This window comes from Psychromonas sp. (assembly GCF_047632995.1).
Taxonomy (GTDB): Bacteria; Pseudomonadota; Gammaproteobacteria; order Enterobacterales; family Psychromonadaceae; genus Psychromonas.
This window is the reverse complement of record NZ_JBLIEK010000005.1, coordinates 37,167-61,371: the sequence shown is the minus strand read 5'-3', so window position 1 is coordinate 61,371 and position 24,205 is coordinate 37,167. Positions and strand designations below refer to the sequence as shown.

The 24,205-nt window shown below is 42.4% G+C and carries 14 protein-coding genes; 5 read left to right on the top strand and 9 right to left on the bottom strand.

Annotation, left to right across the window (positions count from 1 at the left end):
• Window positions 1-29 precede the first annotated feature (29 nt).
• The 7 genes from ACJAT7_RS02035 to nadK form a co-directional block, all read right to left on the bottom strand.
• Window positions 30-2,780, bottom strand: coding sequence for a sulfide/dihydroorotate dehydrogenase-like FAD/NAD-binding protein (locus ACJAT7_RS02035; protein WP_415225130.1), 2,751 nt, complete (start codon window positions 2,778-2,780; stop codon window positions 30-32).
• Window positions 2,781-2,782: 2 nt separating this feature from the next.
• Window positions 2,783-7,792, bottom strand: a complete 5,010-nt coding sequence (locus ACJAT7_RS02030; protein WP_415225129.1) for a 2-oxoacid:acceptor oxidoreductase family protein — start codon at window positions 7,790-7,792, stop codon at window positions 2,783-2,785.
• Between the two features lie 349 nt (window positions 7,793-8,141).
• A complete protein-coding gene (gene lolB / locus ACJAT7_RS02025) occupies window positions 8,142-8,738 on the bottom strand; it encodes a lipoprotein insertase outer membrane protein LolB (RefSeq protein ID WP_415225128.1) in 597 nt (198 codons plus the stop codon).
• A 47-nt stretch (window positions 8,739-8,785) separates the two neighbouring features.
• Window positions 8,786-9,871, bottom strand: coding sequence for an HD domain-containing phosphohydrolase (locus ACJAT7_RS02020; RefSeq protein ID WP_415225127.1), 1,086 nt, complete (start codon window positions 9,869-9,871; stop codon window positions 8,786-8,788).
• 294 nt (window positions 9,872-10,165) lie between these two features.
• Window positions 10,166-11,842: a DNA repair protein RecN gene (gene recN / locus ACJAT7_RS02015; protein ID WP_415225126.1), complete on the bottom strand. Its 1,677-nt coding sequence runs from the start codon at window positions 11,840-11,842 to the stop codon at window positions 10,166-10,168.
• 112 nt (window positions 11,843-11,954) lie between these two features.
• Complete coding sequence (locus ACJAT7_RS02010; protein ID WP_415225125.1) at window positions 11,955-14,450, bottom strand: EAL domain-containing protein; 2,496 nt, start codon at window positions 14,448-14,450, stop codon at window positions 11,955-11,957.
• A gap of 557 nt (window positions 14,451-15,007) precedes the next feature.
• Window positions 15,008-15,907 (bottom strand): NAD(+) kinase, encoded by a 900-nt coding sequence (nadK, locus tag ACJAT7_RS02005; RefSeq protein WP_415225124.1) that lies wholly within the window; start codon window positions 15,905-15,907, stop codon window positions 15,008-15,010.
• Window positions 15,908-16,104: 197 nt separating this feature from the next.
• Here nadK and grpE point away from each other — a divergent pair, with 197 nt between their 5' ends.
• The 4 genes from grpE to ACJAT7_RS01985 all read left to right on the top strand — a co-directional run bounded on the left by grpE (window position 16,105) and on the right by ACJAT7_RS01985 (window position 21,029).
• Window positions 16,105-16,695, top strand: coding sequence for a nucleotide exchange factor GrpE (gene grpE, locus ACJAT7_RS02000; protein ID WP_415225123.1), 591 nt, complete (start codon window positions 16,105-16,107; stop codon window positions 16,693-16,695).
• A 253-nt stretch (window positions 16,696-16,948) separates the two neighbouring features.
• Window positions 16,949-18,868: a molecular chaperone DnaK gene (dnaK, locus tag ACJAT7_RS01995; protein ID WP_415225122.1), complete on the top strand. Its 1,920-nt coding sequence runs from the start codon at window positions 16,949-16,951 to the stop codon at window positions 18,866-18,868.
• A 137-nt stretch (window positions 18,869-19,005) separates the two neighbouring features.
• Window positions 19,006-20,127, top strand: a complete 1,122-nt coding sequence (dnaJ, locus tag ACJAT7_RS01990; protein ID WP_415225121.1) for a molecular chaperone DnaJ — start codon at window positions 19,006-19,008, stop codon at window positions 20,125-20,127.
• Between the two features lie 281 nt (window positions 20,128-20,408).
• A complete protein-coding gene (locus ACJAT7_RS01985; protein WP_415225120.1) occupies window positions 20,409-21,029 on the top strand; it encodes an FKBP-type peptidyl-prolyl cis-trans isomerase in 621 nt (206 codons plus the stop codon).
• A gap of 72 nt (window positions 21,030-21,101) precedes the next feature.
• Here ACJAT7_RS01985 and ACJAT7_RS01980 read toward each other — a convergent pair whose 3' ends face one another.
• Together ACJAT7_RS01980 and mtnN are read right to left on the bottom strand one after the other, a co-directional pair.
• Window positions 21,102-22,082 carry a cobalamin biosynthesis protein gene (locus tag ACJAT7_RS01980; RefSeq protein ID WP_415225119.1) on the bottom strand — a complete coding sequence of 327 codons (981 nt, stop codon included), beginning with the start codon at window positions 22,080-22,082 and terminating at the stop codon, window positions 21,102-21,104.
• Complete coding sequence (gene mtnN, locus ACJAT7_RS01975; RefSeq protein WP_415225118.1) at window positions 22,083-22,778, bottom strand: 5'-methylthioadenosine/S-adenosylhomocysteine nucleosidase; 696 nt, start codon at window positions 22,776-22,778, stop codon at window positions 22,083-22,085.
• Window positions 22,779-22,924: 146 nt separating this feature from the next.
• Between mtnN and tyrS the strand changes: the two genes are divergently transcribed.
• Window positions 22,925-24,196, top strand: a complete 1,272-nt coding sequence (tyrS, locus tag ACJAT7_RS01970; protein WP_415225117.1) for a tyrosine--tRNA ligase — start codon at window positions 22,925-22,927, stop codon at window positions 24,194-24,196.
• The last annotated feature ends 9 nt before the right edge of the window (window positions 24,197-24,205 follow it).

Here is a 24,205-nt window from a genome sequence, read left to right as displayed (position 1 = left end):
GTTTTTAGGTTAAGCCCGCTAACATGAATCTACTCATCGATTAAGTTATGATCTAACTGACTCTGATGTTCTTGCACCTTAAATTGACTAAAGCGGGGTAAGAACTTATCCCAGTCGATAATATGGCTGTTTATTTCAGGACCATCAATACAAGCATGCTTACGGATAAGTTTGCCATTTTCCATGACGGGCACCATACAGGCACCGCACATTCCAGTGGCATCCACCATTATCGAGTTAAGGCTGGCAACACATGGCACCTTATAATCTAGCGTTAAATCACTCACAGCACGCATCATCAATGGCGGACCAATAGTGATTACTTCTGCAATTGCACTAGCTTCTTCAGCACTGTCACGATTATTAATCAGCATCTCTTCAAGGGGCATGGTGACGAAGCCTTTGATCCCCATCGACCCATCGTTACTGGTATAAATAATTTCGAGTAGAGAAGGGTATTGGCTGCGCAGGGTTTCAAGGCGGCCCTCTTGTTCTGACCAGAAGCAAAAATCGACACCTCTGAATCCTGCTATCAGGGTGACCTTGTTACCTGTTTCAAGATGCGCACGCATAATCGGGTATACTGCAGGTAAACCGACACCACCGGCAGTGAAGATGACGCGCTGATTTTGTGGATGTTTGACCAACTGACTTGCTTTACCAAGCGGACCGGCGATAGCGGCAAAGCAATCGCCCACCTGCATCTGGTTGATGATTTTTGAGCTGCTGCCCAGACCCTGGATAACCAGCACAATGGTGCCGGAATCGACGCTCCAATCAGCCATGGTTAAGGGGATCAGTTCACCTTTATCATCGCTTAACACGCGCACAAACTGTCCGGCTTTGGCTGATTTTGCAATTAAGGGCGCTTTGATGGTGAATTCCACAACGCCTTCGGTTAATTGAGTACGTTTAACAATTTCAGCGGGTGTTTGTGCCAGGTCTGTATAGTGACTTGCTTGAGCGACAAGATTGTTCACTTCTTTGACGTTGAAATGTGAATCCTGCATGATCTCTTTTGCTGCAGCTTGGCCATCACCTGCGGCTTTAATCGCAGTAGAGCCTCCGCGGGTTGCATCGCCTCCGCTGTAAATACCGCTTAACGAGGTTTGTTGCGAGCCTTTATTGAGGAGTACAGTGCCCCATTTAGATGTTTCTAAATCGGGCTGTGCATCTTTGACAATTGGATTGGGGTTGTTACCGAGCGCCATAATCACTAAATCAACCTGTATTAGTTCAGTTTCACCCGTTGCTTGTGGACGGCGGCGACCAGAAGCATCGGGCTCTCCCAATGCCATCACTTCGAGTTTGCTACTGGTGACTACGTGGTTTTTGTCACCCAAAAACTCACAGGGAGAACGCAGTTCTTTAAGCATGATCCCCTCTTCAAGTGCGTGGTGCAGCTCTTCAACCCGAGCTGGCATCTCCTGTTTACTGCGGCGATAGACAATCGTCACGTTGGCACCTAAACGGCATGCGGTGCGCGCGGCGTCCATGGCAGTATTACCACCACCGATCACTATTACCTGTTTATCTTTCACTTGCGGCAGTGGGGTTTCATACTCGGCTTCATTAGCATGCATCAGGTTAACCCGCGTTAAAAACTCATTGGCCGACATGATATTGAGCAGATGTTCACCCGGTATATTCATAAAACGAGGTAAACCTGCGCCCGTTCCCACAAATATTCGTGTAAATCCTGCCCGTTTTAAATCAGCAAGCGTAGCTGTTTTACCCACTATGTAGTTAGTCACAAAACGGCCGCCAAGGTTTTTGATTTTGGCAACCACATCATCGATTAATTGATTGGGTAAACGGAACTCGGGAATGCCATAACGGAGTACGCCACCGAGTGCGTGAAATGCTTCAAAGACAGTGACCGGGTAACCCGCTTTAGCTAACAGGTAGGCGTTAATCAGCCCTGACGGGCCTGAGCCTACAATAGCAACCGGTGGTTTAGTTGCGATAGCCCAAGGATTGCACACGTTGAGATCGTTTGCTATGCCGCCGTCTAACTGACGTTGTCGTTGTGGTAAGAACCATTCGAGCTGCCCGATCTCAATTGGCCGTTCTTTAAGGGTACACGCACCTTGACATTGCACCTCTTGAGGACAAACGCGGCCCGTGACATTGGGTAGCGGATTGGCATCGCAAATAAGTTCAAAGGCGTTTTTAAACTTACCTTCCCCCATCAGATTTAATACTTGCGGGATATGAATTTTAACCGGACAACCGCCGTCATGATCGCCGCTTACCTCACCTTGTTTGTCGCATTGTGGAACACCTATTTCACATGGTCTGTCTTTACACTGTTTGTCTCGCAATACTTCCAACCACACAAACAGTTCCACTTCCCGTAGACTGTAACCCAGCCCCATATAGCCAAGATACCCCTGATTAACCAAATCAAAATCTTTGCGTCGCTCAAGAGCGGGCCGGACATAAGGGGGAATACTGTTTTTTCCTGGCCAGTCCTCCGACAAGCCTTTAAACATAGGATACCGGTCGGATAGATGCGTGTCTAAACCTTGGATAAAAGTACGTTTTTGTTGCAGTGGAACACGCCATAAATAACGTTGTAAGGCTTGGCTTAACTCATCGTTTGCCAGTAGCAGCTCCCATAGCTTTTCTGTAAAGGCAGCGTTTAGCTTGCCCTTTTTGAGCATTTCCCGGATAGCCTGCTGGCTATCGTCAATGATCATCTGTTGAAACCGCAGCGGGTTCTGTTCCATCCGTTGCATCAACAGATCGCGTTGCGTCTGAGATAATGTGGCTGGCATACTTATACCTCCATCTTTGCTGGCGCATTGAACTGGATAATTTCCGCATCGCACTCAGCAGCGATACGAGCCGCCCGGCTAACCAATTCATCGCTTATTACGATATTTTCCAGCGCACCGGGAATGACGCGGCTAACAACTTTCGCAGCACCGTTATCGACAATGGTGACTTTCTCAAATAGCTCACCTAATTGCTGATAACAGGTTTTGCAGTCAGTACATTTACCTTGATCTTGATCGCTAATAAAAACTAATGGTTTATCAGTAGCGACTGTACTACTTGATGCTTGTGTGGCGTCCACCTGAGTAACTGGAATAGATTGTGCGGGTGAAAAATCGCCCTTGGTCATCGCCAGTTCCGCTAAACCATTAGCAATATTATCGATTGCTTGTTCTTTGTCTTGGATCGCTTGTTGATAGCGCTGCTGCCATTGCGTAATCTGCTGTTGGTGATCCTGCTCAATTTTCACAAGATGTTGACCGCTGATATATTGCAACATTCGCCAATTGCGTAACCGTTCTTCCGTCAGGGCAATAATGGCGTCAGAAACAGATAACTGGATTAAATGGTTCTGTTTATCTGTTGACCAGATAAAGGGCACTTTTTCGATCCGCTCGGATCTGCTTAGTACTATGTAATCTGCTACTTCTAATAATGATGAACTGCTGTCGATCACTTGGAAATGTTTCTTAAAGCGGCCTTCCTGCAAAGCAAAATCAGCAGGGGTAAATGGCACTTGTTGCAATTGGGTCATGCCATCAGCGTCAACATAAGTAATTGTTTGGGTTGCCCAATCCTGCAATAGATCAGGGTTTCCTTCCAATGAGAAGCGCTCAGCTAATGTTGCACCTTTACGTGGATCATGCATGAAAACCGGATTCATGCGACTTTCAACTGCCCATCGTGCATGACGTGTACTGGCATCATCGGCAATACCGTGTTCACCCATGCAGGGCGTATACACGTCAAACAAAGCAGGGGCATCTTGATAGTTCAGGTATTCCATCAAGCTGGACATAAAGTGACCCTGTAGTGCTGTTGAAGTTTGCACAACCATCACTTTCGGGTGGAAGGTGGCAATAATACCGAGCTCTTTACGCGCCTCTTCTTTACCGCTGTGCGCGCTGCCAACACGGCTAAGATCAGAGTCTTGGGCCATGAAGCTTGCGGTAGATGCTTGACCACCGGTGTTCGAGTAACTGCCGGTATTAAGTACCACGACTTTAATGGGTGTCGATGTTGTTAGTAAGCGGGACAGGGCACCGAAACCTATATCATAAGTTGCACCATCACCCCCTATGCTAAATACCGTTGGCAGTAACGCCAGTTCTTGATCGCAAAGCTGTGTCCACTCAAGGTAGCGCAGCTGCTGGTCATGGATTTGCGGGTCATAGAGATCATCAATATCCAATTTTGCACTGCGGATCGCTTTAATTTGCGCAAGCTGATTGGCGACTTCCCCTTCAAATAACCCTTTCGCAACAGCCGGTGCATCTTGAAACAGACTATTGACCCAGGGATCATTATAAGGATTTGACGGGAACGTTGAGGCATAAACACTGCTACAACCTGTGGCGTTGGCAATAAGAGCATCGGACGGGCCATTGCCCGTCGGCCCATGTTCGAAGAGGAATAGACGTTTGTCTAATGTTTTGATTGTTTGTTTGATACGCGCAGATCTATTTGCATCCTTTTCATCAGACACAGTCGTAGCGAGCTTAGCTTCTAATTGTGCAAGCAGATTTTCTAACTGCCCGATATGGGTATTATAGCGTTGTTGTTGTAGCGCGCGGTTTATTGATGTGACTAAACGTAGCGTGGTTACTTCACCGCAGCCTCGACAGGCACCATGACCTGAACTCATTGCATAGTAATTATGGCGATCCAGTAATAAGCGTTTCGCTTCACCACCGGACTGGGTTGCCTGCTCAATAAAGCGAATCGGGGTGTTTGGCATTTCCGCCATGGTATTAAAGAGTTGATGCATCCGTGTGTTGATTGCGTTGGTTTGACCTGTTTTTGTAAGTGCTTTAGGGCCACAAACATCGACACATTCCATACAGCCGCTACATTTGCTTGGATCAATGGTGACGCTGAATAGCCCACCCGAACCTGGTAGTGCATTTTCCATCGCATCGAAAAAAGGTTTGGTGCGGCTCAATGGCATCTGTTCAAGTTGCACACAAACACTGGCCAGGTGCTGCTGCATTGCTCGGCTACTAAATGTCATGCTATCGACAACTTTTGCCATAAGAGCATGTAAAGCGGCGGTATCCCCTTTAGCTGCACTGCGATATTGATGACGAATAGCATCACAAAGAGGGGGGACCTGATCCTTGAGCAGTTCAAGCTGTGCGGGTGGCAGTTCGAGTTTGCCGATGGCGAAGTTTAAGATATCGTGGAGCTCATGCACCGCATTAGGAATGGCGCCGTCCGGACAGGCAATAGTACACTCCATACAGCCTGTGCATTTGTCAGCGTTGAATAAGGGGACATTTAAACGGAACAAGCCTTTATCTTTAGTTATCGCGCTTGCAGGCGGCAGAAACATCCCTGAGCCGGGGATGACAGGCGCTTCACTGATGCTACCGTCGGCATAGCTGTTCCCGGCAATATGATCAAAGTAAGCCTGATCGAATAAGCCACAGCTGGCGTTGCTGGCTGTATTGTGTTGTATCTGCGTCTCTGGGGTTTCGATTGCATCAATATCAGTGAAGTCGGCATAGCACACTGCTTGCGTCGCTTGCACTCCGTCACGAATCACCGCCATATTACCCGCCACGACTTTTTCACCTTTCGCGCCGAATTTTTTATTAATTTGCCGTTCAATACGCGCGAGCATTTGCTCGGCATCAGTATCTTCAATGACCTGCTTGGCATGTCCGCACAAGGCGCCAATAAAGGCAATGCCCATCATTCTAATTTCTAAGTCAGGCGTCGGCGCATGCTTACGTGCAACTTTAAATGCATCGACGACATAAAAATTAATATTTTTCTCACGTATGTATCGGCGGGCACTTTGCGGCAGCGCTTGCCAGGCCTGCTGGGGCGTATGCTCAGTTTGTAAAATGAAAGTGCCGTTTTCAGTCAGCCCGGCGAGTGGGTTGGTGTGCATGAATACCTTGTGATCGGGTGACAAGACAACCTCAATCTGCTGAAGCTCGGCGTTGGTTATTTTGATCGGTTCGGGTGATAAGGTAATGAAAAAATTAGTCGGCGCGCCACTTTTTTCACTGCCGTATTTAGGCATTGATTTCGAATGTAAACCGAGTGCACCCGCGAGAATGTCGGTGAGCAGTTTACCCGTTGCAATGGTGCCGTAACCACCGACAGAGTGGAAACGGATGCGCAGAGCACTTTCCGGTAGTAAGTTCGGGTTTTTACCGGTTGCTAACGCCATCAGCTCAGTATCCGGGTAGGCTTGATGCAGACGCTGTTGGCTCGCGCTTAATTCACCCGATGCTGAATAGGTAAAGAACTGACTGCCTAAATAGAAAAAGGGTTTGCTGCTTTGTGTAAACATATTTTCAAATGCAGCAATCAGATGACAAGGTTGTAAATCATGGCCGCCTAAGCCAAAAATACCTGTACTGATTTGCGGTGTGTTCGTGAGCGGCATAATCCCTTTATGACGAAGGGTTACAGCATTCTCACTGGCTTTAAATATCGCCCGCGAGACGCGTTCAGTTAGCCGCGTTTCATCACAACGCTCAAGAATAGTAACTGCTTTTTTACCCGCCAGTTTTTCAATTAATTGAGCTTCGGGAAACGGGTGCAGTTGTTTAATGGAAATTACGCCTACTTTGTGACCTAGAGTGCGCAAATAACTGGCAACCGCTTCCGCATCATCCGTAACAGACCCTAAACCAAGCAGCAGGTACTGCGCATCAGTGCACATAAATTCCATAACAGGTTCGTATTGACGGCCAGTTAAATGTGCATACTCGTTCATCGCTTGTTCAATAAACTGCGGTACATCACTCATGAAATGGGTTCGATGATCGACGATACCTGCTTGATAATCGGGTTGATTTTGCACCCCGCCAGTCAAGCCGGGATTGTGCGTGTCAACTAAAGCAGGGACGCGTTGACGACTATCTTTTTGATAAGCGTTTAGCCATGTGCGCTGCCATTTTTTGTGCAGCTCTGCCGGAATAAACTCATTGCTTTCGCTAAGACGAATGCCGTCACTATCCGCTTCTATCTGCTCACTGCAGTAGTCGATATAATCTTTTAAAGCTTGGCATTTATCCGGCCAGAACTGATCCTGATATTTTTCAATAAAGCGGGTGAGTTGCCATACTCGTCCTTTTGCACCATAAAGCATACGCTGCGCTTCGGTTGGCGCTGTAATACGCTCGCGTGGATCGCCGAGATACTGTTTTAGCATTTCCGGCTCAGGCAGCAGCACTTCACTTTGAATATGGCTGGTGGCAAAACCGTCCATCGTATTGGCGACAGGAATAAGGGAGAGGGCACTGACCCGATAAGAGATGGCAGCTAAATCGGCTGCCTCCTGGGCGTTGCTGGCAAATAATATGGTATATCCCGCGGAGAGCAGGGCGTAGACATCATCATGGCCAGCCATGACGTTGAGTGAATGACGCGAGACAGAGCGCGCTGCAACATGAAGTACAAATCCAGCTGCCTTTTTGCCAACCGTTACATAGTGAGATTCTAAAGCGTACAGGATCCCCTGACTGGAAGACGCATTGGAAATATATTTTCCACCTGTTAACGCGGCGCCTAATGCACCACTTTGTGCGGAGTGTTCACCTTCAGGTTCAAAGAAAAAAGGGTGCTCCCCCCACACATTGCACCCGCCTTGTGCGCGAAATGCTTCATATAGTTCAGAAATTTCTGTCGAGGGGGTAATGGGATAACCAATCACCCCCCCGCAAACATGATCCATAACATGTGCAACCGCGCCATTACCATGAATAACAGTCGCTACCCCCGGGTATTGCGGAATATCTTGCTGTTGCTTATCAGATTTGGACAATAAAGACATGAACTATTTCTCCTCGTATGCATTAGGCAAGCTAATTGGTCGATGACTTTGGCCAACAACATACGAATCGCCATCAAACTCCGGCAGTTCAGGAACTTTAGGCGCGTATCTCAGCTTTAAACCATAACTGTTTGAAAAACGAATATGTGACATTGAAATACTAGACTAGTTGCCGCCAGAAAATGCGCCGTTCTTCACAAAAAATGACTAAATTTATTTTATTAGCTGGATCAGGGGAGAGGTGATTCGCCGCCATTTTTTATCAGAAAAGGAGGCTATCATTGGCCAGAAATCATTAACTTAAATGATAAATAGGTTATCTAGAAGTAAATTTATGGAGCAAGGCTAATTACTCTTTAATAGGTGTGATTTGCCACTTTGAAATAGAAAATTTGATGCGCAAATCTTGTTGTTTGAGTTGCAGTTTATGCGGTAAATTGATCCCTTGTATGGCTTTGTAATCACCGTAATCAACCGTCCATTGAACATTGTGTGGATCGCTACTTGATAGGCTAATAACTTGGTTATTTCCATCAAGTTGATAACTGGCATGGTTGGGGTTACCCTTAATCCATTGCTGCAGAGCGGCAATTGGAATGACAAATCCTGATAGTTTTTCAATCAGGATTTCCGGATCGTTTCCATAATAGGTTTTACCGTCAAAAATTATTTTTGTTCCTGATTGATCCTTTATTACATCTAAAGTTGTTAATCCTAAAAAGTTAGTTAAAGTGATTTGAAACTCTTCTCCGGACTGCTGCCAGAACAGGTTCCGGCTGAACCGTAGTTCAGATGTAAAATAAGCCAGCTTACCTGTTAAAGTCCACTCATTTAAATTCTCTAACTGCTGTTGCTGGGTTTGCCAATTGACATGTTGCGCTGTAGGAATTTGCGCACAGCCAACAAGGCCTAATGTAAAGAGAAGTAGCAGCAAAGTTTTTTTCATAATGTTAAACCTATTTAAAACGATCAATATTAACCAATAAGTGGCGACTAATTAGGGTGGTTCTGACGTATTTTAAGAAACATTTCTAAGTTTGCTAATAGTAAATCCACCAGTAACGGATCAAAGTGTATAGCGCGTTGCTCTTTGAATAATGCGAGAATCTCTTCCAATGGCCATGCTTTTTTATACACCCGTGCACTGCCTAATGCGTCAAACACATCCGCAATGGCTGTAATACGGCCATAAATATGGATATCTTCACCGCTCAGTTGCTGCGGGTAACCCGAGCCATCCCATTTTTCATGGTGATGATAGGCGATAATGGAAGCGGCTTTGAGTACGGGCCGTGTAGAGTGGTTAAGTAGGTCAAAACCTATCTCTGCATGTGTTTTCATTATGGAAAATTCATTTTCATCCAATTTCCCCGGTTTATTTAAGATTGCATCCGGGATCCCAATTTTACCAATATCATGCATCGGGGAGGCGAACTTAATAAGCTCCGCTTCCGTTTTGTCAATGCCGGCAAGTAAGGCTAATAATTGTGAATATTCAGCCACACGGCGTACATGATCGCCCGTTTCTTTAGATCGTGTTTCACCAATCTCTCCCATTGCGTAAACAATCTCTTTTTGGGTGTCGAGTATCTCCTGATTAAGCTTCATAATTTCAGAGATATCAGTCCCATAGACAACAACACCATCGAGTTCAATAGAGCCGCGCGTGATTAGCGAATAAACTTGCTTATCAGGAAGGGTAAGGGTTGTGCGATTGATCTGCTGTTTTTGAATAATACTGTCAATTTCGCTATTAATTAAATCTTGATACCTTTTCACATCAGGAAAAAGCGCTTTAGCAGGCGTGTTTGCAAACGCGAGCTGATTATCCGCTTTGAAAATAAAAACAGGTTGCGGGTTATACTTAGGCAGATAGTTTAGAAACAAGTGCTTTTTAGCAGCCGCTGTCTGTCTACCCAAAAGATGAGTAATAGGGCACTTTGAGGTTAACCCCGAGTTGATTAAGATAATCCCCACAGGCAGCAATAGAAACCATAAAAAATGCGATCCCGCGGTAATGGATAAAACGCCCAATAATACGCGCAGATCACTTTCGTTTTTACTTATGTTAATTAACATCTGAGCCTCAGATAACTTTGCAGGTAGCTTAATGTAAATGATTTTAAAGCAGATATATACCACACAGTCATTGTAAAGCGTGCAGGCACGAACAGATATTGAGTCTGCGGTGCCGTCATTGTTTAGGGAAGCGAGTAGAGTAACGAGGAAAGTGCAATTTTGAGGCTGTAATAAAAAAGTATAACGCGTGTAGTTGAACTTAATATTTTGACGCCATTAACCAATATCTAAACCATAGTTTTTTTGTTATTGATCTGCTTAGCAAGCAGATCAATAAAGTCACTGCAGGCCTATTTATTGAATTAGCAGCTCTTGCGCATTTGCCAGCGTCCGCTCTGTAATAGTATTGCCACCTAACAAGCGTGCCAGTTCATTAATACGGGTTTTGTTATTGAGTTTAACCATAGTAGTGTTGGTTGTTTTCCCGTCGTTATGTTTATCGACAAACATCTGCTGATGGCCATTGCCGGCAACTTGTGGCAAATGGGTAACACAAAGAATCTGCGTGTTTTCACCTAAGCTGCGTAATAATTTGCCCACAACCGCAGCCGTCGCACCACTGATACCCACATCGACTTCATCGAAAATCAGTGTGGGTGTGGAAATGTGCTGGCTGATAATAACTTGAATTGCCAGTCCAATTCTTGACAGTTCGCCTCCCGATGCAACTTTACCTAACTCTTGTAATGACTGGCCTGCATTGGTTGATATCTGAAATTCAATGCTATCAATGCCGAGAGGGCTTAACTGCTTGCCCTCATTCTGCGTTAATGCAACGTGAAATTGACCGGATTCCATATTAAGTGTTTGAATACTTTTGCTGACCTTTTTACTTATCTCTTTCGCGTAGCGCAAACGACTTTGACTGAGTTTGCATGCATGGGTAAAGTAGTCCGCTTCCGCTTGCTGTAAATCAGCAGTTAACTGTTCTATTTGCGCTTCACTGTTATTGAGTTGTTTATACTCTTTGGCAAGTTTTTGATGGTGATTGTAAAGTGATTCTGGTGGCACATGATGCTTGCGAGCAAGTGTTAACGCATCACTCATGCGTTTTTCCAGTGCTTGAAACTGCTCGGGATCCAGTTCTAAATTATCATTGAAATGGCGCAGTTCATAACTTGTCTCTTCTATTTGTATGACCGCTTCCTGAAGGTTGGAGACAATTGTCTCTAAATTTATATCGTGTTCCATCTGCGCTGACAGCAGGGAAATACTTTTACGTAATAAACTCAGTGAATCAAATTCTTCGCCGTCCGTTAACTGGTTTAAGCTGACTTGACAGGCCTCTTGCAGGGTGCCGCTGTTTGCTAAACGTTTATGCTCCTGTTCGATATTTTGAAATTCATTTTCATTTAGTGCAAATTCGTCAAGCTCTATAATTTGATATTCAAGCAGCTGTTTACGTGCTTGTTTCTCTTGCTGGTTTAAGATCTGCTGTTTTAACTGTTTATTTAAAAAGTGCCAGCCCTGGTAAGTATCTTTTACTTTCTGTAATAAGGAATTGTGATTGGCGTAGTCATCGATAATTGCAAGTTGAATCTCATTTTTTAGCAGACTTTGGTGGGCATGCTGTCCGTGGATATTAACCAATAACTGGCCCAGACTTTTTAGCTGTGAAAGCGGTACGGGCGTACTATTGATATAGGCACGGGAACGTCCCTCTTTGGTGATGATTCGACGTAATAAACATTCGCTATTGTCGCTTAAACTATCTTCCAGGTCGTTACTCTTAAGCCAGTTCTGCGCATGAGGGGTGTCGTTCAAGTTAAATCGCGCGTTAACCTCCGCTTTTTCTGTGCCAACTCGAACCATATTCGCATCCGCCCGTGAGCCCAGGCATAAACCAAGTGCGTCAATGGCAATGGATTTTCCGGCACCTGTCTCCCCTGTAATGGTCGTCATCCCTTGATGGAATTCAAGTTCTAAAAATTGAACAATGGCAAAACTTTGAATGGTTAATTGGCTAAGCATAATTTCACACCCCGAATACTGTCTATAACTACTGTTTGTAGATACAGTTTAATACTGTTTTTTTAAACAGTAAAGCAGGTTTTGTTTTTTTGTTACGATTATCTTGTTAAAGTCAAATTTCACAATCATTAAGAGGATCATATTTCACAACAAGTTTGTATTTAAGCAGCTCCTGAATAGTAACCACGCCGACACATGATTTTGATTGCTCATTGGTAACAATCACTACCGCATCTGGACGCTGTAAAAAAATGGGCTCAAGGCTCGCAACAGGGCTATTTGCACTGATTTTAGGGAACTCTTTATTCATCACTTGGTGAACACGCTTTTCTAATGTCAAAATATCTCTTTTTTGCTCACCTTCAGTTTCAAGGTAGGGGCTTAATGCTGCAAGCATATCAGCTGAATTTAACACTCCAATACACTGCGATTCATTAATCACCAATAGATATGTTTGTTGTTGCTCATTAAATAATTTTCTGGCGTTAAACAAGCGGTCATCCGATGATATGTGCGAAAATTCTCTGTTCATCAGGCAATCAACGGTAGTGACAGGTGGTTGATAGATCAGCTTGAGCAGCTCTTTTTGAATCGGGCAAGCAGAAGCGGACAATATAATTTCTAAAGGTTGTGGTTTACTGACAATATAGCCTTGTATCTCATCAACGTTTGCGCGTGACAACAATTTAAATTCATCAATGGTTTCAACACCTTCGGCTATCACTCTACCTCCCATTTTGTGGGCTAATTTAGTCAGCATCTCTATCATTGAATATTCGTTACTGTCCAGCGTTAGATCCGTGACAAAGGATTTGTCAATTTTGATAATATTAACCGCTAAATCTTTGAGGTAGGAAAAGGTAGAGTATCCGGTACCAAAATCATCAAGCGCAACTTGAACGCCATGTGCCTGCAGTTTTTCTACCCACATTTTTTGCCACTCAATATTCTCAAAAAATGCGGATTCCGTTAACTCAATGGTCACTTTGCTTAAATCAGCGCCTGAATCCAGTAATATATCTATGGTTTCTTCAAGACAACATTTAGAGATCCGGTCATTGGCCAACGACCGGTTGATAGACATGCCAATATCCAGAGAGTGGAAATGCTTCTGAAGTAAAGGTAATGCGCTTAATGCTATTTTTGTCACTTTGCGATCGATTTCACTGACCCAGTTATGTTCTTCGGCTATCGAGATCAGCTCTTGAGTGTTATAACTTAGCGTGGTGTTAAGTTCGACTCTAAATAGGGCTTCAAATTTACAGATTTGCATGCTGCGTATATCGGTAATTGGCTGGTAGTGAACCGCTATTTGATCGTTTTTTAAAGCCTCTTTTAATAGCTTGGCAAGGATCTCTTTTTTATTAAAACGTTTACTAAAGCGGCTGTCAAAATAATAGATTGCGCCTTCATCAGAGCACGGGTTGGCGATTAAAGTTTGCATGCTGTGAGTCAGCAGTTGCACCGGACTGTTGGCATCAACAGCAAGCACAGAAACCCCCATATTTATCTTTACATTTAGACTTTCTGTTAAATCATGGGGATCACCCTGTGATAATGTTTTAACCGTTTTTTGCAGTAATATATTTATTTTATCGGCGTCTTTATTCTGTACCCAATATGCACAATAAATTTTATCGCTGATTAGACCCAAGCCAGCGCTGTGCTCTGTTATATTAAAGCGTTGTGCTATCAGCCATTGCATTACCGAGGAGTTTATCTTATGTGAAGATTTTACTGTAAATGCAGCGACAACAATGGTTTTATTGGTACTAAGTTCATTATAAGATTCTGCAAGCTGTTCAGTGAAGGCTTGTTTATCAGGAAGATGCTGCTTACTTTGAGGCAATTCGTAGTTTGTAAATAGATTTGCTGAGACGTCCAGCTTAACGCTCTCAACATAATAATAATGGTCACCACAAAGCAGATCCAATCTGCGCAGTTTAAGCTCATTAGTATAGAGTTCATCCTGTCTGTTTTTGGCTAATAACTCGCCACTCCAAATTTTGCAATTATCCACTTTGGACCAGAGCTTATTGTAAAAATCATCGCTATAATGGTCAGATTTCAGTACCTGAATATTTTTTCCTAGCAGTTCATGCTCTAAATACCCTGTTTCGCTACAATACTGTTTATTGATCATTAACATATTGTGATCAGCATCTAACAACATCATCCCGCTCGTGGTGCTGGCAAATATTAATCCCATAATCTCATCTATTTGCGCAGCTTGAGGAAAGCGTTTTAATAAACGCAGATGACCAACCATCATCAAATCAGACGCCTGCTGACTATCTAAATCAAAATAAAATTCAATAAGGTAACGACTTTTTAAGGCCGTGGTGACAAAGGTGCCGGTACAACTCTGTTGACTGACTAAGGTCTGTTTAACCATTTTTTTTAATTGCGTAACTTGCTCTGCCTTAAACACTTTAAAAAGGCTATCGAGAGTAAGTTTGGAATTTTTAGCGTAACCCAAAAAATTTAATAGAGGTGCATCACCAATTAACTCTCCGCTTTGCAGATGCAACTGCCATTGGAAAGGGGGGATGTCATTTATCGTCAATACTTGTTTAGTCTCGGAGCCGGTGTCGGTTCGCATACTCATATTCACTCATAAAAAATCACGTTTAAGGCATCGCTTAGTGGCATCAAGTCAGCACTAAACAGAGGCTTGTTTGATAGCACAAATAATAAAAGAAAATATTTACGTTCATAATAGAAGATTAGCAACAGTCTCATCCACTAGCTACTCATATTATAGTGGGACGAGTGTAAAATAAATAGAACTAGCACGCATATCACGTGGCTTTATAATGTTTTTATATTACATTTATATTGTTTTGTAGCTTCTGGGTATCGAGTTGATGATTGCGCGGGTGATGATTTTTAATTCATATTGTGAGCCTGATAAATCTAAAAAAGCAATTAGGAACAATGTAAACGGTTTGTTTATTAAACCAAGCGAAGCGCTTTGATATTGATCGCACTTTAATGTCTGTTTACCACTGAAGTTTGCCCCTGTTGAGCCTGAAAGTTTCACATTCAACTTCGTTATCAGTTATTAACTTAGAGTGACTACATTACATGACTTCTGCCTTGCTGGGTATAAAAACAGCCTTCAGCAGGAGCAAAGATAAACAGGCCTAATGCCGCTAGATACTTTTAAAAAAGTTTATTACCCCACCCCAGTTTGTTTTGTAATACATGGAAATAGTTATAATTTTGTGGATGCACTAATTTTAATTTGTGCTGAGTTTTTTTTATGATCACCTCATCACCGGGTAAAACCGATAAGTTGACGTGGCTATCGCAGCTGATCTGCATCTCTGTTGTATTATGTTCTGAAATTTTCAAACGCACACAACTGTTCGCATCAATAACTATCGGGCGACTGTTCAGTGTGTGTGGGAAGATCGCCAGTAAACTAATAGCATCCAGATTAGGCGTCAATATCGGCCCACCACCTGAGAGGGAATAGGCAGTTGATCCCGTTGGTGTGGAGATAATTAAACCATCGGCGCGCTGATTAAGCATGAAATTATCGTTGACATAAACTTCAAAGTCTATCATGTGAGCAATTTTATCTGGGTGTAATACCGCTTCATTGACGGCGGTATTACTGCTTTTCATATGCCCATGGCTATATACCAGCGCTTCAAGTAAGAAGCGATTTTCTACCTGATAATTCCCTTTTAATACTTCTTCGAGTGGTTGCTCGAAATTATCGGGATCAAGATCGGTTAAAAACCCCAAGTTCCCGCGGTTTACACCTATCACAGCAATATCAAAACGAGCCAAAACACGTGCAGCGCCAAGCATATATCCATCACCACCAACAACTATCGCCAAATCGCACAATTCGCCAATTTGGACCAGATCTGCACTGACAACTGATTCAATGGACAGTTCATCAGCAATACGAGAGTCAACAATCAGCTTCAGTCCTTTCTTTTGTAAGAAATCATATAAAGCAAGCAAGCTTTGTTTTGCTTTTGGATGTTGAGGTTTGCCGATTAAACCAATCGTTTTAAATTCAGTCAGATCAGTATGTTGAACACTCATAGAGCCTCTGTCGTTGGTGGGATTCAATTTACATTGAGTATAACCTGATTGCATATTGTTATAATAGTCATTTGCCGGGTTTTCGTACCGAGGCAAAGAATTTAAGCATATTGGCATAACGGGCTTGAAACTATTATTCCGATCCCCATAATACAGTGTATAACTAATATAATTGAGCAAACATGTGGGATTGGATAATGAGTGAAGAGAAAAAAGTAGCACCCGAAGAGCATACTGAAGAAAATTTAACGGATGCGAAGGTTGAATCAGCAGAACCTGAAGCAAAAGTTGAAACTCCAAATGAGATCGATAAAGTTGCTGAACTTAGCAAAAAGTTGGCACTTGCACAGCAAACAATAATCGATCAACAGGAATCTGTTGTTCGTGCTAAGGCTGACATGGAAAATGTACGTCGTCGGGCTGCTCTGGATGTTGAAAAAGCGCATAAATTTGCGCTCGATAAATTTGCTGATGGTCTTTTACCCGTTATCGACAGTTTGGAAATGGCGATTAGCCATGCAGATCAAGAAGATGAAGCGTTAAAACCTATGATTGATGGCGTTGAGCTGACGCTTAAATCTTTGCTTTCAACGATTGAGAAGTTTGGCTTATCTGTTATTGAGCCAATAGGAGAAACGTTTAACCCTGAAAAGCATCAAGCGATGAGTATGCAAAGCGTTGAAGGCGTAGCTGCAAATCAAGTTATTGCTGTAATGCAAAAAGGATACGAGTTAAACGGCCGTTTAATTCGTCCGGCAATGGTCATTGTTGCAAAAGCGCCTGAGTAGCAGCTCAACTGCGTTTAAATAGCCAAACTTGCAGATGCATCTGCTAGTTTGGCTATATTAGGCACTTCTGTGCTTTTTTATAAGCGCTGAAAATATTAATAAAAATCATCTTTTTTTATTAATAAACCTTGAAAGTAAAAAATAGCCCCTCATATATAAAAGTATCAAAGCGATACCCTCTGTTTAAATATAAATAGGGGCTGCTTACAAAACAATAAGTAATTAAATCAAATTAAGTTTGGAGAAAAGTAAAATGGGTAAAATAATTGGTATTGATTTAGGTACAACAAATTCATGTGTGTCTGTACTTGAGGGTGGTGTTGCTAAAATTATTGAAAATGCAGAGGGTGAGCGTACTACACCTTCAATTATCGCGTATACCGATGGTGAAACATTAGTTGGTCAACCTGCTAAACGTCAATCAGTAACAAATCCACAAAATACCCTTTTTGCGATTAAACGTTTAATCGGTCGTCGTTTTGAAGATGAAGAAGTACAGCGTGATATTAAAATCATGCCTTACAAAATTGTTAAAGCTGATAATAATGATGCATGGGTTGAAGCGCGTGGTAACAAAATGGCGCCTCCGCAAGTCTCTGCTGAAGTACTTAAAAAAATGAAAAAAACAGCTGAAGATTACTTAGGCGAAAAAGTTTCGGGCGCGGTTATTACTGTCCCTGCTTACTTCAACGATGCTCAGCGTCAAGCAACTAAGGATGCGGGTCGTATTGCCGGTCTTGATGTTAAACGTATTATCAATGAGCCAACAGCGGCTGCATTTGCATACGGCGTTAACACAGCTAAAGGTGACAGCGTGATTGCCGTCTACGATTTAGGCGGCGGTACTTTTGATATTTCAATTATCGAAATTGATGAAGTAGACGGCGAAAAAACCTTTGAAGTACTAGCAACAAACGGCGATACACACTTAGGTGGTGAAGATTTTGATAACCGTTTAATTAACTTTTTAGTTGCTGAATTCAAATCTGAGCAAGGTTTTGATTTGACTAAAGATCCGTTAGCTATGCAGCGTGTTAAAGAAGCGGCTGAAAAAGCAAAAATAGAACTATCTTCGGCGCAGCATACCGATGTTAACTTGCCATACGTGACAGCTGATGCGTCAGGTCCGAAACATCTAAATATCAAAATTACCCGTGCGAAACTTGAATCACTTGTTGAAGATATGGTGAAAGCAACGCTTGAGCCGCTACGTATCGCATTAAAAGATGCTGATCTTAGCGTTAGTGACATTGACGATGTTATTTTGGTCGGTGGCCAGACTCGTATGCCGCTTGTACAAAAAACAGTTTCTGACTTTTTTGGTAAGGCAGCGCGTAAAGATGTTAACCCAGATGAAGCGGTTGCAATGGGCGCGGCGATTCAAGGCGCGGTACTTTCAGGTGAAAAAACTGACGTGCTTCTCTTAGACGTTACGCCATTGTCATTGGGTATCGAAACAATGGGCGGCGTTTTAACTAAAGTAATAGATAAAAACACGACTATCCCAACTAAACAATCACAAACTTTCTCCACAGCAGAAGATAACCAAAGCGCAGTAACCATTCACATTTTACAAGGTGAGCGTAAACGTGCTGCAGATAATAAATCATTAGGTCAATTTAATCTTGAAGGGATCCGTGCAGCAGCACGTGGGTTGCCACAAATTGAAGTGACATTTGATATGGATGCGGATGGCATATTACATGTCTCTGCTAAAGATAAAGATACTAATAAAGAGCAAAAAATAACCATCAAATCGAGCTCAGGTCTTACTGATGAAGAGGTCGAAAAAATGGTTAATGATGCAGCTGCCCACGCTGAAGAAGATAAAAAGTTTGAAGAAGTGGTGACAGCACGTAATCAGGCTGATGCATTGGTGCACACTACCCGTAAACAGATTGAAGAAGCGGGCGATGCATTAGCAGATGACGAAAAAGAAAAAATAGAAGCCGCGGTAAAAGAGTTGGAAACGGCTGCTAAAGGTGAGGATAAAGACGTTATCGAGGCTAAAACAGCTGCTCTTGCTGAAGCGTCACAAAAGTTGATGGAAATAGCACAACAAAAAGCACAGGCAGAAGAAACGGGTGCAGAACAACCTAAGAAAGATGCCAAGAAAGAAGACGATGATATCGTTGATGCTGAGTTTGAAGAAGTAAATGACGATAAAAAATAATTTAGAAATTGGCTAAATTTCAATGAATTAATATTTTTTATTAAATAATGCGGATTATGGGATGTTTCCATAATCCGCATGTTTTTTTAAATATAGCCAAGTGGCTTGGGTATAAACAGTAACTTTGAGATGTGAAAATGGCAAAACGTGATTGTTATGAAGTGCTTGGTGTTGATAGAAGCGCGACAGAAAAAGAGATAAAAAAGGCGTATAAACGTTTAGCAATGAAATTTCATCCAGATCGTACTAAAGGTGATGGTGCGCTTGAAGAGAAATTTAAAGAGTTACAATCGGCTTATGAAATTCTAAATAATCCACAAAAAAAAGCGGCTTATGATCAATATGGTCATGACGGAGTTAATCAAGGCGGGGGTGGACAGGGACATTCTGACTTTGGTGATCAGTTCGGCGATATTTTTGGTGATATTTTTGGTGGTGGTCGACGTGGTGGCGCACAACGCCCCCAACAAGGTTCAGATCTTCGCTACAATATGGAGTTGACGCTTGAAGAAGCGGTAAAAGGTATTTCCAAAGAGATTCAAGTACCCACTCTGGTTCATTGTGAACAGTGTAATGGCTCGGGTGCCAAAAAAGGGACGCAAGCAAAAACATGTGGCACTTGTCATGGACAGGGCCAAGTACAGATGCGCCAAGGTTTCTTTGCGGTTAACCAGATCTGTCCTACCTGTCGTGGTAAAGGAAAAATCATTACCGATCCATGTCATAAATGTCATGGCGAAGGTCGTTATCAGCGCAGCAAAACGTTATCTGTTAAAATTCCAGCTGGGGTTGATACGGGCGACCGTATCCGGTTAAGTGGAGAAGGTGAAGCGGGAGAGCGTGGCGCACCTGCAGGTGATTTATATGTGCAGATGAATGTGCTTGAACATGAAGTGTTTACCCGTGATGGTAATAATCTTTACTGTGAAGTGCCTATTAGTTTTGCAGAGGCTGCATTAGGTGGTGAAATTGAAGTGCCGACACTTGATGGACGTGTAAACCTGAAAATTTCAGCGGAAACACAAACCGGGCGTATGTACCGCATGCGTAATAAAGGTGTTCAATCGGTACGCAGCCAGACTGTCGGCGATTTAATGTGTAAAGTTATGGTTGAGACACCGGTGAAACTATCAAGTAAACAGCAGGAGTTATTAAAAGAATTTGATGCCTTGTGTTCATCAAGTTCAAAAAAGCACAAACCCAAGTCTGATGGTTTTTTGAATACGATTAAGACATTTTTTGATGACTTAAGCAGCTAATAATTCACTATTGCTTGTTTCATTTATTCAATACCATCCTTTGTGATGGTATTTTTTTACCAGAAATTAGTGCTTTAAATAAACTGTTGCTCTCTTTGTCGAGAGAGCGGCTATTCTGCGAACTATTGTTACTGAGAGTAAGACAAAGAATAGGAGCGTAATTGATTAAACTATTTTTAATCTTTCTCTTTAAAAGTTAACATTCATCCCCATATATATATAAATCGTCAACAAAGGATCGCTCTTTAGAGTGCATCCTTTCATTAAATAAGAGGAAAAACATGTCTGAATTACAACTAAACACTCAAGAGCAGCAAGCAAGTTACGGTATCGGTCTACAAATGGGCGAACAACTCGCAGCTAATCCTTTCGATGGGTTAGAAACCGCTGCTGTGTCCCAAGGTATCGCTGATGCATTTGCTGGCGCAGAAAGTAAAGTTGCTCAAGCAGACTTACAAGAGGCTTTCCAAGTTATCTCTGGACGTATGCAAGCAGCTGCAGCTGAGCAAGCTGAAGTATTAGGCGCTGCAGGCGAAGCATTTCTTATTGAAAATGCAACAAAAGAAGGTGTTGTTGTTACTGAATCTGGTCTTCAGTACGAAATCATCACATCTGGCGAAGGTGAAAAACCAACAGCGGAATCAACTGTTAGCGTTCATTACCACGGTTCTTTAATCGACGGCTCTGTTTTTGATAGTTCAGTTGAACGTGGTCAACCTGCTGAGTTCCCTATTGGCGGCGTTATCGCTGGCTGGACTGAAGCATTACAGCTAATGACTGTTGGTTCAAAATACAAATTAACTGTTCCAGCAAATCTTGCCTATGGCGAGCGCGGTGCGGGTGCTGCAATCGGTCCTCATGCAGTGCTAGTATTTGATGTTGAACTGTTAGCGATTAAATAATTTCCCCACTTTATGTGAGTTGATTATAAAATCCCTTAATCTGGCAACAGGTTAGGGGATTTTTTTTGTCGATCAGATGTGATTATTGAGCGTGAAGAATTCAACTAATAAGGGGAAAAAGGTATAACCTGAGATACAGGCAAGCCAAAACCAAGCGCTGAGGCTGAGACGTTGCAGTGCTTTCTCTATTTTCTCTATATTGGGAGCCCCGCCTAAACCCAATGCGGCATAGGTGACTTTTTGCTGCTGATAGAGGCGTACTCCCCCGAGTTCAATATGCAGACTTAATGCGAAACTTGCAAGCATTAAACCGGATGAAAAATGGTGCCAGTGAATACCTTGTTTAAATTTTTTGGGCAGGTTTTCCAGTGGTTTATCATAAAGTGCAAAGGTAAAGCTGACGATTAGATGCACTGGGAAGAGCATTGCGGAATATATAAAGGAGGGGATAGTGCTTAAAGAGGTGAATTCAAGCTGTTTAGAATTCCATTGCTGCGCGCAAATTTGCACTGTGCGGTAGAACATAGCCCCATAAATTCCGGTTAATAAATACCAAAAAACAACGGCAAACCATGATGCGGTTAACTGCAGTACCATAGATTCAATAGTTGCTTTATTAATGCCTATTAACGAGAGAGGTTTTGTTTCGCGCATGGTTAATGATGCAAGTTTGTATTTTGCCTGGGCAAAATTATTACACTTTAATGCATCATAAATTTCTAGGTAAGTTATTTTTTTATCGTGCCATGAAAGTAATATGAATAATAAGAGCATCTCTAAAATAGTTGATTGAAAAACAACATTATATAACTGACTGATAATTAATAGGGTTGGGAAATAGATTAGGCAAATTGATAAGATACTGGCAAGGCGTTTATAACTGTCACTGCGATCCTCTAAATTTACTTTTTTAGCGATTTGCCGAAACATTAACTCAACGGCTGAAAGCGGGTTAAGATCTTTAGGCAGAGAGATGAAAAATGAAAACAGCGCAACACTAAGGAAGCTAAAATAAGCGCTATTTTCTTCAACAAAGCTAATAAAATCTTGCATTTAGTCTAGTCGATTCAGTATTGCTTCAACAAGTTTTGATGCGTTTTTTGAGGCGATTGGAAGATATTCATCAAATGAGAGTTCTGATTTTTTACCGGCAATATCAGATAAAGAACGTATGATCACAAAGGGTACATTAAACTGATAACAGACTTGTGCAATAGCGGCTGCTTCCATTTCACAAGCGGCCATAGTGGGGAAGTTACTAAGGGCGATTTTTGCTTTTTTCGGATCGGCCATAAAAATATCACCGGTACAGATAAGCCCTTGAATGATTTTTAGTGAATCTATTGTTTGCGCTGCTTGCTGCGCAATATTTATCAGTGTTTTATCTGCTGCAAAGGCTGCGGGTAATTGCGCCATCTGCCCAATTTCATAACCAAATGCCGTTAAATCCACATCGTGGAAGCGTACTTCGGTTGAAATAACTATATCACCCACATCAAGCGTCGTATCGTAACCGCCTGCTGAGCCCGTGTTGATGATGATATCAGGAGAGAATCTTTCTAATAATAGCGTGGTTGCGATAGTCGCTGCTACTTTACCTATGCCTGACTTTGTTAAAATCACTTGCTTGGCGTTTAATTCACCTTGGTAAAATACAGATCCGGCAATAACGGTTTTCTCTACGTTATTCATTTTTGCTTTTAGGATGCTCACTTCTTCATCCATTGCCCCAATAATGCCTATTTTCATCTGTTATGTTCTCTGGAGTTCTATTAAAGGCGCAATGTTACCATAATCTTATGCAGATCTTCACTCTATGGTTTTTTTGTGTGTCCGAACTGTGTAAAATCTCGCATATTAAAATTGCACAAGCAATGAATCAGGAACCCAAATAAATGAATGCCTTACTTGAAGATTTAAAAGCACGCGGCCTCGTGGCGCAAACAACAGCAGATGAAGAGCTACACGAACATTTATCAAGTGGCTGCCAAACACTTTATTGTGGTTTCGATCCGACGGCGGATAGTTTACATATTGGCAGCTTAGTTCCGTTGCTGACTTTAAAACGCTTTCAACTTGCCGGCCATAAACCATTAGCTTTAGTGGGAGGCGCAACTGGGCTAATTGGCGATCCGAGTTTTAAAGCCAATGAACGTAAATTAAACAGTGACGATATTGTTGAGAACTGGGTCGCTAAAATCAGATCACAAGTTAGCTCTTTTATTGAATTTGGCGATAAAGAAAATTCTGCTGAGGTGGTTAATAATCTGGATTGGATTGGGCAAATGGATTGCATCTCTTTTTTAAGGGATGTAGGTAAACACTTCAGTGTAAACGCTATGATTCAAAAAGAATCGGTTAAGCAGCGTATCGATCGCGAAGGCGCAGGCATTTCGTTTACTGAATTTAGTTACATGCTATTACAATCCTATGATTTTGCAGCCTTAAATAAGACAATGGGTTGTTCTCTGCAGATCGGTGGGTCCGATCAATGGGGCAATATTACGGGCGGAATCGATCTGACTCGACGTATGAACAAAGAAAAAGTGTTCGGTTTAACACTGCCGCTGGTGACTAAGTCAGATGGTACAAAATTTGGTAAAACAGAATCAGGTACTATCTGGTTAGACCAATCTAAAACTTCTCCGTATGCCTTTTATCAATTCTGGATCACGACATTAGACGCTGATGTCTATAAATTCTTACGTTACTTTACTTTTTTATCAATCGAAGAGATTGCTGCCATTGAAGTAAAAGATAAAACCATTGCAGGTCGTCCAGAAGGGCAAGCTATTTTAGCGCAAGAAGTCACGCGTTTAGTACATGGTGACGAAGGTTTAGCTTCAGCGCAGCGCATTACTCAGGCACTGTTCTCTGGCGATTTAAGTGCATTGGATGAATCCGATTTAGCGCAATTAGCGCAAGATGGTCTTCCTTCAACACAAGTATATGAAAAACAAAAATCATTGGTTGAACTATTGACCAGTTGTGAATTAGCAAAATCAAATAAAATGGCGCGTGAGTTTATTAATAACGGCGCGGTAACAGTCAATGGCGAAAAACAGCTAGAGAGTGAATTGGTATTGCAAAAAACGGATGCGTTGTACGGGAAGTACACAGTGATTAAACGTGGTAAACGTTTATTTAATCTATTTATCTGGAAATAAGGTAATTCA

Bases quoted from the DNA above. Each gene is read 5' to 3' on its own strand.
- lolB (WP_415225128.1), bottom strand. From the start codon at position 8,738: ATGAAAAAAACTTTGCTGCTACTTCTCTTTACATTAGGCCTTGTTGGC.
- ACJAT7_RS02035 (WP_415225130.1), bottom strand. From the start codon at position 2,780: ATGCCAGCCACATTATCTCAGACGCAACGCGATCTGTTGATGCAACGG.
- recN (WP_415225126.1), bottom strand. From the start codon at position 11,842: ATGCTTAGCCAATTAACCATTCAAAGTTTTGCCATTGTTCAATTTTTA.
- ACJAT7_RS02010 (WP_415225125.1), bottom strand. From the start codon at position 14,450: ATGAGTATGCGAACCGACACCGGCTCCGAGACTAAACAAGTATTGACG.
- mtnN (WP_415225118.1), bottom strand. From the start codon at position 22,778: ATGAAAATAGGCATTATTGGGGCAATGGATGAAGAAGTGAGCATCCTA.
- ACJAT7_RS01985 (WP_415225120.1), top strand. From the start codon at position 20,409: ATGTCTGAATTACAACTAAACACTCAAGAGCAGCAAGCAAGTTACGGT.
- grpE (WP_415225123.1), top strand. From the start codon at position 16,105: ATGAGTGAAGAGAAAAAAGTAGCACCCGAAGAGCATACTGAAGAAAAT.
- tyrS (WP_415225117.1), top strand. From the start codon at position 22,925: ATGAATGCCTTACTTGAAGATTTAAAAGCACGCGGCCTCGTGGCGCAA.
- dnaK (WP_415225122.1), top strand. From the start codon at position 16,949: ATGGGTAAAATAATTGGTATTGATTTAGGTACAACAAATTCATGTGTG.
- ACJAT7_RS01980 (WP_415225119.1), bottom strand. From the start codon at position 22,082: ATGCAAGATTTTATTAGCTTTGTTGAAGAAAATAGCGCTTATTTTAGC.
- ACJAT7_RS02020 (WP_415225127.1), bottom strand. From the start codon at position 9,871: ATGTTAATTAACATAAGTAAAAACGAAAGTGATCTGCGCGTATTATTG.
- ACJAT7_RS02030 (WP_415225129.1), bottom strand. From the start codon at position 7,792: ATGTCTTTATTGTCCAAATCTGATAAGCAACAGCAAGATATTCCGCAA.
- dnaJ (WP_415225121.1), top strand. From the start codon at position 19,006: ATGGCAAAACGTGATTGTTATGAAGTGCTTGGTGTTGATAGAAGCGCG.
- nadK (WP_415225124.1), bottom strand. From the start codon at position 15,907: ATGAGTGTTCAACATACTGATCTGACTGAATTTAAAACGATTGGTTTA.